The organism is Citricoccus sp. (assembly GCF_035445025.1).
Lineage (GTDB): Bacteria > Actinomycetota > Actinomycetes > Actinomycetales > Micrococcaceae > Citricoccus.
This window is the reverse complement of sequence record NZ_DAOMPX010000070.1, coordinates 1-8,688: the sequence shown is the minus strand read 5'-3', so window position 1 is coordinate 8,688 and position 8,688 is coordinate 1. Positions and strand designations below refer to the sequence as shown.

12 protein-coding genes are annotated in these 8,688 nt (G+C 69.8%); 11 read left to right on the top strand and 1 reads right to left on the bottom strand.

Annotated features, from left to right (window positions below; all coding sequences use genetic code 11):
- From PLJ28_RS13900 to PLJ28_RS13870, 7 genes are all read left to right on the top strand, one after another.
- Positions 1 to 957: TadA family conjugal transfer-associated ATPase (locus PLJ28_RS13900; RefSeq protein ID WP_324590255.1), on the top strand; the 957-nt coding region annotated here is incomplete at its 5' end.
- Positions 957 to 1,811, top strand: coding sequence for a type II secretion system F family protein (locus tag PLJ28_RS13895; protein WP_183524419.1), 855 nt, complete (start codon positions 957 to 959; stop codon positions 1,809 to 1,811). The genes PLJ28_RS13900 and PLJ28_RS13895, both read left to right, overlap by 1 nt.
- On the top strand, positions 1,812 to 2,747 hold the full coding sequence (locus PLJ28_RS13890; RefSeq protein WP_183524422.1) for a type II secretion system F family protein: 936 nt from the start codon (positions 1,812 to 1,814) through the stop codon (positions 2,745 to 2,747). It begins immediately after the preceding gene.
- 60 nt (positions 2,748 to 2,807) lie between these two features.
- Positions 2,808 to 3,026 carry a hypothetical protein gene (locus PLJ28_RS13885; RefSeq protein WP_255459401.1) on the top strand — a complete coding sequence of 73 codons (219 nt, stop codon included), beginning with the start codon at positions 2,808 to 2,810 and terminating at the stop codon, positions 3,024 to 3,026.
- A 2-nt stretch (positions 3,027 to 3,028) separates the two neighbouring features.
- On the top strand, positions 3,029 to 3,400 hold the full coding sequence (locus PLJ28_RS13880; RefSeq protein WP_183524428.1) for a TadE family protein: 372 nt from the start codon (positions 3,029 to 3,031) through the stop codon (positions 3,398 to 3,400).
- Complete coding sequence (locus tag PLJ28_RS13875; protein WP_298045749.1) at positions 3,384 to 3,845, top strand: hypothetical protein; 462 nt, start codon at positions 3,384 to 3,386, stop codon at positions 3,843 to 3,845. The genes PLJ28_RS13880 and PLJ28_RS13875 overlap by 17 nt, the downstream gene beginning before the upstream one ends.
- A 59-nt stretch (positions 3,846 to 3,904) precedes the next feature.
- Positions 3,905 to 4,327, top strand: coding sequence for a hypothetical protein (locus PLJ28_RS13870; protein ID WP_324590254.1), 423 nt, complete (start codon positions 3,905 to 3,907; stop codon positions 4,325 to 4,327).
- Positions 4,328 to 4,357: 30 nt separating this feature from the next.
- Here the strand turns inward: PLJ28_RS13870 and PLJ28_RS13865 are convergent, their stop codons facing one another.
- Complete coding sequence (locus PLJ28_RS13865; RefSeq protein ID WP_298045746.1) at positions 4,358 to 5,824, bottom strand: S-layer homology domain-containing protein; 1,467 nt, start codon at positions 5,822 to 5,824, stop codon at positions 4,358 to 4,360.
- A 124-nt stretch (positions 5,825 to 5,948) separates the two neighbouring features.
- Between PLJ28_RS13865 and PLJ28_RS13860 the strand changes: the two genes are divergently transcribed.
- From PLJ28_RS13860 to PLJ28_RS13845, 4 genes are all read left to right on the top strand, one after another.
- Complete coding sequence (locus PLJ28_RS13860) at positions 5,949 to 6,155, top strand: hypothetical protein (protein ID WP_298045745.1); 207 nt, start codon at positions 5,949 to 5,951, stop codon at positions 6,153 to 6,155.
- A gap of 34 nt (positions 6,156 to 6,189) precedes the next feature.
- The gene (gene prfB, locus PLJ28_RS13855; RefSeq protein ID WP_183524443.1) at positions 6,190 to 7,305 is read left to right on the top strand and encodes a peptide chain release factor 2; all 1,116 of its coding nucleotides are present in this window, start codon (positions 6,190 to 6,192) and stop codon (positions 7,303 to 7,305) included.
- Between the two features lie 75 nt (positions 7,306 to 7,380).
- A complete protein-coding gene (locus PLJ28_RS13850; RefSeq protein WP_324590253.1) occupies positions 7,381 to 7,878 on the top strand; it encodes an SRPBCC family protein in 498 nt (165 codons plus the stop codon).
- 7 nt (positions 7,879 to 7,885) lie between these two features.
- Positions 7,886 to 8,688: RsbRD N-terminal domain-containing protein (locus PLJ28_RS13845; RefSeq protein ID WP_324590252.1), on the top strand; the 803-nt coding region annotated here is incomplete at its 3' end.

The following is an 8,688-nucleotide window of genomic DNA, read 5'->3' as shown; positions in this document are numbered from 1 at the left end:
AACGCGGTGTTCTGCGCCCGTGGAGGGGTCTCCGAACTGACGAACATCACCCTGACCGAGGAGAACGTCCGTGACCTCGTGGAACGGATGCTGAAGTCCTCCGGCCGCCGCCTGGACCTGTCCTCGCCGTTCGTGGACGCGGCACTGCCGGACGGGTCACGACTGCACGTGGTCATCCCGGACATCACCCGACGACACTGGTCGGTCAACATCCGCAAGTTCGTGGTCCGCGCACACCACCTCGAGGACCTGGTGCGCTCCGGGTCCCTGAGCGCCGAGGCAGCTCGCTATCTGGACGCCAGCGTCGATGCCGGACTCAACATCCTCGTCTCCGGCGCGACCCAGGCCGGCAAGACCACCCTGCTGAACTGCCTGTCCGCCTCCATCGGCAGTCGTGAACGAGTCGTCACCGTGGAGGAGATCTTCGAGCTCAAGCTGCCCCTGCGCGACGTGGTGCAGATGCAGTGCCGCCAGCCGAACCTCGAGGGCAACGGGGAGATCCCGTTGCGCCGCCTGGTCAAGGAAGCCCTGCGCATGCGCCCGGACCGGTTGATCGTCGGTGAGGTACGCGAGGCGGAAAGCCTGGACATGCTCGTGGCCCTGAATAGTGGACTGCCGGGGATGTGCACGATCCACGCGAACAGTGCCTCTGATGCGCTGACCAAGATCTGCACGCTACCCCTGATGGCCGGAGAGAACATCTCACGGAACTTCGTGGTTCCCACGGTGGCCTCCTGTTTCGACCTCGTGGTGCATTGCACCCGGGACCGGCACGGGCGGCGGTACGTGGAGGAGATCCTCGCCGTCGGTTCGCGGGTGGAGGACGGCATTATCGAGTCCTCCACGGTCTTCCATCGGGTCGACGGTCAGCTCGTGCTCAACCCCTCGGCCATGCTGGAGAACGGCAAGCTCAAGGCCCACGGATATGACGCTCGCACCGTGGTCGGGGTCGGCTGATGGCACTGCTACTGGGCCTGACACTGGGCGCTGGCCTCTTCCTGGTGTGGTGGTCCCTCTGGCCGCGGGAGGCCCGGCGAGAGGTCTCCGCGCCCCGCGACAGCAGGCTGCGGCAGCTGCTCGCCCGGGCCGGTGTGGAGCAGGTGGGCCCGGCCGGTGTCGTGGCGGCCACGGTCGGCAGCGCGCTCGTCGCCCTGCTGGTGGTCTTCCTCATCACCAGGACGGTGAGCATCGCCCTGTGCTTTGCCCTCTTCGGCGCCCTGGTGCCCTGGGTTGCCCTGCGTTGGCAGGCCCGCAAGCGGCAGACCCTGTTGCGGGACGTCTGGCCGGACGCCGTGGACCACCTCCGCTCGGCGATCCGGGCCGGGCTGACACTGCCCGAGGCCCTCATCCAGCTGGGGGAGAAGGGGCCGGAGGAACTGCAACCGGCCTTCCGGGAGTTCTCCCGGGACTACCGCTCCGGCCAGCGGTTCACCGACGCGCTGGACAACCTCAAGTTCAGGATGGCGGACCCGGTGGCCGACCGCCTCGTCGCCGCCCTGCGACTGACCCGCGACGTCGGTGGCGCTGACATCGGCAACCTGCTGTCCACCCTCGCGGAATTCCTGCGCGAGGATGCCCGGACCCGCAGCGAGTTGGAGTCCCGCCAGTCCTGGACCGTCAACGCAGCCCGACTGGCCGTTGCGGCCCCCTGGGTAGTCCTGTTGCTGCTGGGCACCCAACCGGAGGCCGTCCGTGCCTACCAATCCCTGAGCGGGGTCCTGGTCCTGGTCAGTGGTCTCCTGGTCTCGGTGGTGTGCTATCAGCTGATGCTGCGGATCGGCGCCCTTCCGAACGAGAGAAGGGTGCTCTAGATGACCACGCTGATGACGGCAGGGATCCTCGGACTGGTCCTGGGCGCCGGCCTGGCACTCGTGGTGGTGGCCGTGCCCTGGGGCTGGCAACCCTCCCTGGTCCGGCGGGTGTCGCCACAACTGCGCAACCAGGCACCCGCCTCGTCCCTCTTGCGCGAACACCAGAAGGTCTCTCCGTGGGGAGCATTGGGACGGATCCTGCAACCCGTGCTGGCCGAGGGCGTCCGCCAGCTGGGTAGGTTCAACCTGGGCCAGCAGGCCCTGGAGCGCAAGCTCCAGGCCTCCGGCTCCGAGCTCTCGGTCCAGGACTATCGGGCCCAGCAGCTCATCACCGCGGCCGCGGGAGCGGCAGTGGGGATGACGACCTGTGTGGCACTGGCCATCAACGGCGGCCTCCATCCCGTCGTGGGTGTCGTGATCGTGGGGGCCCTGGCCGTGGTCGGTTTCTTCCTGCGCGACAACCTGCTGACCAGCCAGGTCAAGCGTCGTCGCGCCCGCATCCTCAGTGAGTTCCCGTCCATCGCCGAACTCTTCGCCATGTCCGTCAGCGCGGGCGACAGCGCCCCCGGTGCCCTGGAGCGGGTGGCCACCTCGGCACGCGGAGCGCTGGCCGAGGAATTCGGCACGGTCCTGGCCGACATGCGTGCGGGGGCCTCCATCCACACCGCGCTGAAGGCGTGTGCCCGCCGCGTCCAACTGGCACCCGTGGATCGCTTCATCGAGGGGATCCTCGTGGCGCTGGAACGGGGCACGCCGCTGGCGGACGTCCTCCGGGCCCAGGCCAAGGACGTCCGGGAACTCTCCAAGCGCGAACTGCTGGAATCGGCCGGGCGCAAGGAGATCGGCATGATGACGCCGCTCGTCTTCGGCATCCTGCCGCTGACCGTGGTCTTCGCGATCTTCCCGGGGATCTCGATCATGAACCTCGGCTTCTGAGAACGCCATCCGACCGACCTCGAACACCACCCACCCACCGAACCCATGAAGGGGGACACCATGCAGCACCACCAGGACACCACCGGTCTCACGCACCGCGCGCTCGCGGCACTGAGGGCCTTTCTCGCCGGGGCCCGCACCGACGAACGGGGTGACGTACCCGGTTGGGTGATGATCACCCTGATGTCGGCGCTGCTCGTCGCGGGCCTGCTGGCCATCGCGGGACCGGCGCTGACCGACCTCTTCAACCAGGCCATCAGCCAGGTCTCCACCAACTGACAGTGGGCGAGTCAGAGCGCGGCTCGGCGGTCGCCGAGTCCGTGATGGTGATGGCCCTGCTGGCCGTCCTCTTCGCCGCCATCCTGCAGTTCGGACTGATCATCCACGTGCGCAACACGCTCATCGACGCCGCCAGTGCCGGTGCGCGCTATGGCGCGCTGGGGGACCGGACACCCACCGACGGCGCCGCACGGACCCGGGAGCTGCTCACCGGCTCGATCCCGGGCGGGGCCGAGGCGGAGGTCACCGCCGGGCTGGTCGACGGAGCGGACAGCACCATGGTGCGGGTCACCGTCCGCACGCAGATGCCGATGGTGGGGTTCCTCACCGGCCCGGTCCGTCTGGAGGCGGACGGTCATGCCTTCCGTTACTGAGCGCCGGCTGAAGGTCGACCGGGTCGATCCGTCTGGGGAGGACGGCTCGGCCACCGTGGAGTTCGTCCTGCTGGCCGCACTGTTGCTGATCCCCGTCGTCTACTTCCTGCTGCTGACCAGCCAGATCCAGTCGGCGGCCTATGCCTCGGTGGCCGCCGCGGACCAGGCGGCCAAGGCCATGGTGGCAGCACCCGACGAGGCGGAGGCAGCCCAGCGCGCCGACCGCGTCGTCGCCCTGACCCTGGCGGACTACGGTCTGGCCCCGGCCACGCATCGGGCCAGCATCTCGTGCACATCGACCCCCTGCCTGGAACCGGGGTCCTCGGTGGCCGTGGAGGTCGCCGTCCGGGTTCCGGTTCCGCTGCTGCCCCAGGGCCTGGGATGGGACGCGGCCGTCGCCACCGTCACCAGCAGCTCCCAGCAACCGGTTCCGAGGTTCGGATGAGACGGATGGGCGTAGCCGACAGGAGGACCTTCGCGGGCCGGGACCCGAGCAGGTCGGCCGTGGCGGCAGAGCACGGACAGACCACGGTGCTCGTCGTGGGGTTGACCGCGGTCTGCCTGCTCCTGGCCACGGTGATCCTGGCGGTCACGGCCGTGAACATCGAGGCCCGCCGGCTGCTCTCGGCGGCCGACGGCGCCACGATGGCGGCCGCCGACAGCTACCGGATCGATGCGGAGCAGGACAACGCACCGGTGCTCACCCGCGAGCAGGCGAGCGCCGCGGTCACCCAGTACCTGTCCGCTGCGGGGGCCCATAAGCGGTTCGACGGGCTGACCGTCCAGAGCGTGTCCGTCACCGACGGTGGCCGCACGGTGGAGGTCGTGCTCACCGCCACCGCGCACCCACCGATCGTGAACTGGGTCGTTCCCAGCGGCGTCGGCGTGGCCGCCACGAGTTCCTCCCGCACCTCACTGACCCGTTGAGGCCGTGATGGCAGGAGCCTCGTTGCGGGATCACGGCCGCACGCCGGCGATGAGCTTCCGGGCCGAGGCCATCTGGGCCGAGGTGCACGTGCCCCCGTAGCCCACGGTCCAGGTGGTCCCGCCGGACGTGAACGCGCGCCGGGCTCCCATGGCATCGGCCATGCAGTCCGCCATGTGCTCCACGCCGCTATCCCGGCCGTTCGGGTAGATCTGGCCCATCCGGGAGTTCAGGGCGACATTGTCGTAGCGGTAGGCGCGGTACTGCAGGATGTGCGCGCACTCGTGCAGCTGGACCGCCCGGGCGGGAACGGAGTCGGGGTCCAGGTCGTGACCGAGGCCGATCAGCTCCGCCACGTCGTAGGTGGACGGCCACTGCGGGTACCCACTGACCTCAAACTGCGCCCAGGCGTTGGAGCCGTCCACGGTCTTGGCCATCGGGATGTCCCAGCACCAGAGCGCCATGTTGTTCGCGGCGCGGTGGTTGTAGGTGGTGGGCTCCGGGTACGGGACCCGGGTGGTCCCGGGCTTGCCCCGAGAGAGGAAGTCCGAGTTGACCCAGCCCACGGTGCTCCCAGCCCGGACCCGGGTCATCGAGCCCTGCTCGCCCAGTCGCACGATCCCACTCTGGGGTGCCAGGTTCCGCACCGGGCTGGTGCGCGGGTTGGCGGTGGTGTGCAGGGGCGTGAGCACCGTCGTCCACCGGTCGGCGGCGGACGTCGGCAGGGTGCCCTCCCCGACCAGGTCGAAGGAGTAGAGGAACTTGGCGGCCTCACCCCGGGTCACCGGGCGGGTCGGACGGAAGGATCGGTCCGTGTAGCCGGAGATCATCCCGGTGGACTGCAACCAGGCCGCCGCCGTGAAGAACCCGGATTGCGGCGACATGTCCGAATACGGTGAGTACGCCGTCGTGCGGTAGGTCTTGCCGGACATCCGGTAGAGGAAGGACGACAGCTCGCCGCGGGAGATGTTCCTGTTCCGGTTGAAGGTGCCGTCCGCGTACCCAGCGCCGTACCCCTTCTCCTTCATCCAGGACACCGCCGTGAAGTATGCGCCCCCGACGGGAACATCGAGGAAGTCGACCGTGGTGCCGGGGTCGTGGCGCTCGCCGGAGAGCCGGTAGAGGAACATCGCCGTCTCCCCGCGGGACAGCTGCTTGCTCAACCCGAAGGTCCCATTGGCGTAGCCGGCGGTCAGCTCCTGGCAGGCCATCCAGTTCACGTACCGGTAGTACGAGTGGCTCGGGGGAATGTCCCGGAAGTCACGGACGGCACACGCGTTCATCCGGCCCGACCGGGTCTCGGGCGCCACGGGCGCCTCGGGCAGCTTCTCCAGCCCGTCCACGTCGACGCCGTCGACCGAAATTGGCACCGGCTCGGAGGTCACCGACTCGGTCACGACCGAGGCCTGCGACGGCGGGACCGGCGTCGGCGTGGCGACTGCGGAACCGGTGGGCGTCAGGACCAGGGTCAGGGCGGCGAGTGCCGAGAGGAGCTTCACGGCTCTCATTCTGCTGTCTCTCCACGTCAGGGAGGGGGATGCTACCCAATCGTGACCTCTCGGCCGGTCTCTCGGTCGCCCCGCGGGGCCGTGCCGTCCACACTGCGACCGTTAGAGTGCGGCCATGGACATCGAGGGCAAGCCCACGCCGGATCTGGTCCGGCTCCTGCGCTGGGAGGACTCCGGCGGCGGGTGGCGGGTGGTCGCCGTCGGGAGCGGGTCGCTGACCCTGTCCCTGGTGACCTGTGACGGTGGGGAGGAGATGGGGGTCCTGACCTCCACCGAGTCCTCGGTGCTCGATCACGTGGGGGAGCGGATGCGGTATCCCTGAGCCCGCCCCACATCGCGGTAGGCTGGACCACACCATGGCTGAGACTGACTACACCGCTGAAATCAAGGAGCTGCGCTCCACCCTGTCGCAAATCGAGCAGGTGTCGGACGTCGCCCAGATCGAGGCGGACATCGCCGAACTGGAGAAGCAGGCGTCCGCCCCGGACCTCTGGGACGATCCCGAGGCCGCGCAGAAGGTCACCTCCAAGCTCTCACACCGCCAGTCCGAGCTCGAGCGCATCAAACGGCTCGCCTCGCGGATCGAGGACATGGAGATCATGGTCGAACTCGCCGCCGAGGAGGACGACGACGCCGCCCGGGCGGACACCGCCCGCGAGCTGGAGTCCATCCGCAAGGCCATGGACGACCTGGAGATCGTCACCCTGCTCTCCGGTGAGTACGACGAACGCGACGCGGTGGTCACCATCCGCGCCGGTGCCGGGGGCGTGGACGCGGCCGACTTCGCCGAGATCCTGATGCGCATGTACCTGCGCTGGGCCGAGCAGCGCGGTTGGCCCACCAAGGTCATGGACACCTCGTACGCGGAGGAGGCCGGGCTGAAGTCCGCCACCTTCGAGGTCAACGCCCCCTACGCCTTCGGCACCCTGTCCGTCGAGGCCGGCACCCACCGCCTCGTGCGCATCAGCCCCTTCGACAACCAGGGCCGCCGCCAGACCTCCTTCGCCGCCGTCGAGGTCATCCCGCTCATCGAGTCCGACGACTCGATCGAGATCCCCGAGTCCGAACTGAAGATCGACGTCTACCGCTCCTCGGGGCCCGGGGGCCAGTCCGTGAACACCACGGACTCCGCCGTGCGCATGACGCACCTGCCCACCGGGATCGTGGTGTCCATGCAGAACGAGAAGTCCCAGATCCAGAACCGCGCCGCCGCCCTGCGCGTGATGCAGTCCCGCCTGCTGCTGGTGCGCAAGGCCGAGGAGGACGCGAAGAAGAAGGAGATGGCCGGAGACGTCAAGGCCTCCTGGGGCGACCAGATGCGCTCCTACGTCCTCAACCCGTACCAGATGGTCAAGGACCTTCGGACCAACCACGAGGAGGGCAACCCGGCCTCCGTCTTCGACGGTCACATCGACGGGTTCATCGACGCCGGGATCCGCTGGCGCGCCAACGCGCGCCACGAGGAGGACTGAGCGCCGGAACCGCCCGGGTGTGACACCAACCGGACGTGGACCCGCACCACGGCGGATCGGTGCCAGACTGGGGCCATGGACGCCTCACTGCCCCCCGTCTCCGAACGCATCGTCACCGCCGAGCGCACCGTGCGCGCGCCGGCCGAGGTCCTCTTCGAGCTGATCGCCGACCCGGCCCGGCAGCCCGAGTGGGACGGCAATGACAACCTCGCCCACTCCGAACCCGACCAGCGGGTCCGGGCGGTCGGCGACGTGTTCGTCACGGACCTGACCAACGGACAGTCCCGCGAGAACCACGTCGTGGAGTTCGAGGAGGGCCGGCGCATCGCCTGGCTGCCCGCCCCGGCCGGCGAACAGCCCCGGGGCCACCGCTGGCGCTGGGACCTCGAGCCGACCGATGAGGGCGCCACCCTGGTGCGCCACACCTACGACTGGACGCAGTTGAGTGACGAGACCCGGTTCCCGCGTGCGCTGGCCACCACCCGCTCGTCCCTGATGGCCTCGGTGGACCGGCTCGCCGCACTGGCTGAGGGATCGACCGAGGGATCGACCGAGGCGCAGAGCCGAGGCTGATCCGGGCGTGGACCAGACCGCCGTGCGGGCGCTCGTCGAATCCCTGGGCGGCGATGACGCCATCCTCGAGGAGACCGTCCGGGTCCTGCGGGACTCGGTCCCGGGTTACGAGGACGTGCCCACCGAGTCCCTCCTCGCCTCGGCCCGGCGCAACCGGGCCCTGAGCATCCGCACCATCCTGGACGGTCGCGCCCCGGATCCCGACCAGATCGACGAACCGCGCACCCTCATGGAGGAGCGCATGGGCCAGGGGGTGTCCATCGTCAGCGTGCTGGCCGGGTTCCGCCTGTCCATGTCCGTGATCCTGCGCCACCTGCTCGACCTCGCCCCGCGTCACGGCGTCGCCGCGGACGCCGCGCTGACCTTCAGCACCCTGCTGTGGTCACTCGGGGACGCCTTCACCACCCAGGCGGTCGTGGTCTACCGGGACCGCTCCATCGCCCAGGCCGTGGCGGACTCCTCCCGCCGCACGCAGTGGATCCGGGACGCCGTCGTGGGGGTCCTGGACCGGACGCAGCTGCACAGCGGAGCCGCCACCTTCGAGCTCCCCCTGGACGAGCCGGTGCGGGCGGTCCGCGCCGAGGTCGCGTCCGGGACCACCGGGGACCCCGTCACCCGGTTGCAGGACTGGGCCGAACGGGCCGGGGCGCGCGCCCTGGCCGCTCCCCGCGGCGAGGGCGCCGTCGGGATCCTCACCGGCGACGCCGGCCCGGTGCCTGCCGAGGCCGGGGTCACCATCGCGCTGGGCCCGCCGGTACCCCTGGCGGACCTGCGGGAGTCCTTCGACGGCGCCACCCGGGTCCTGGAGGC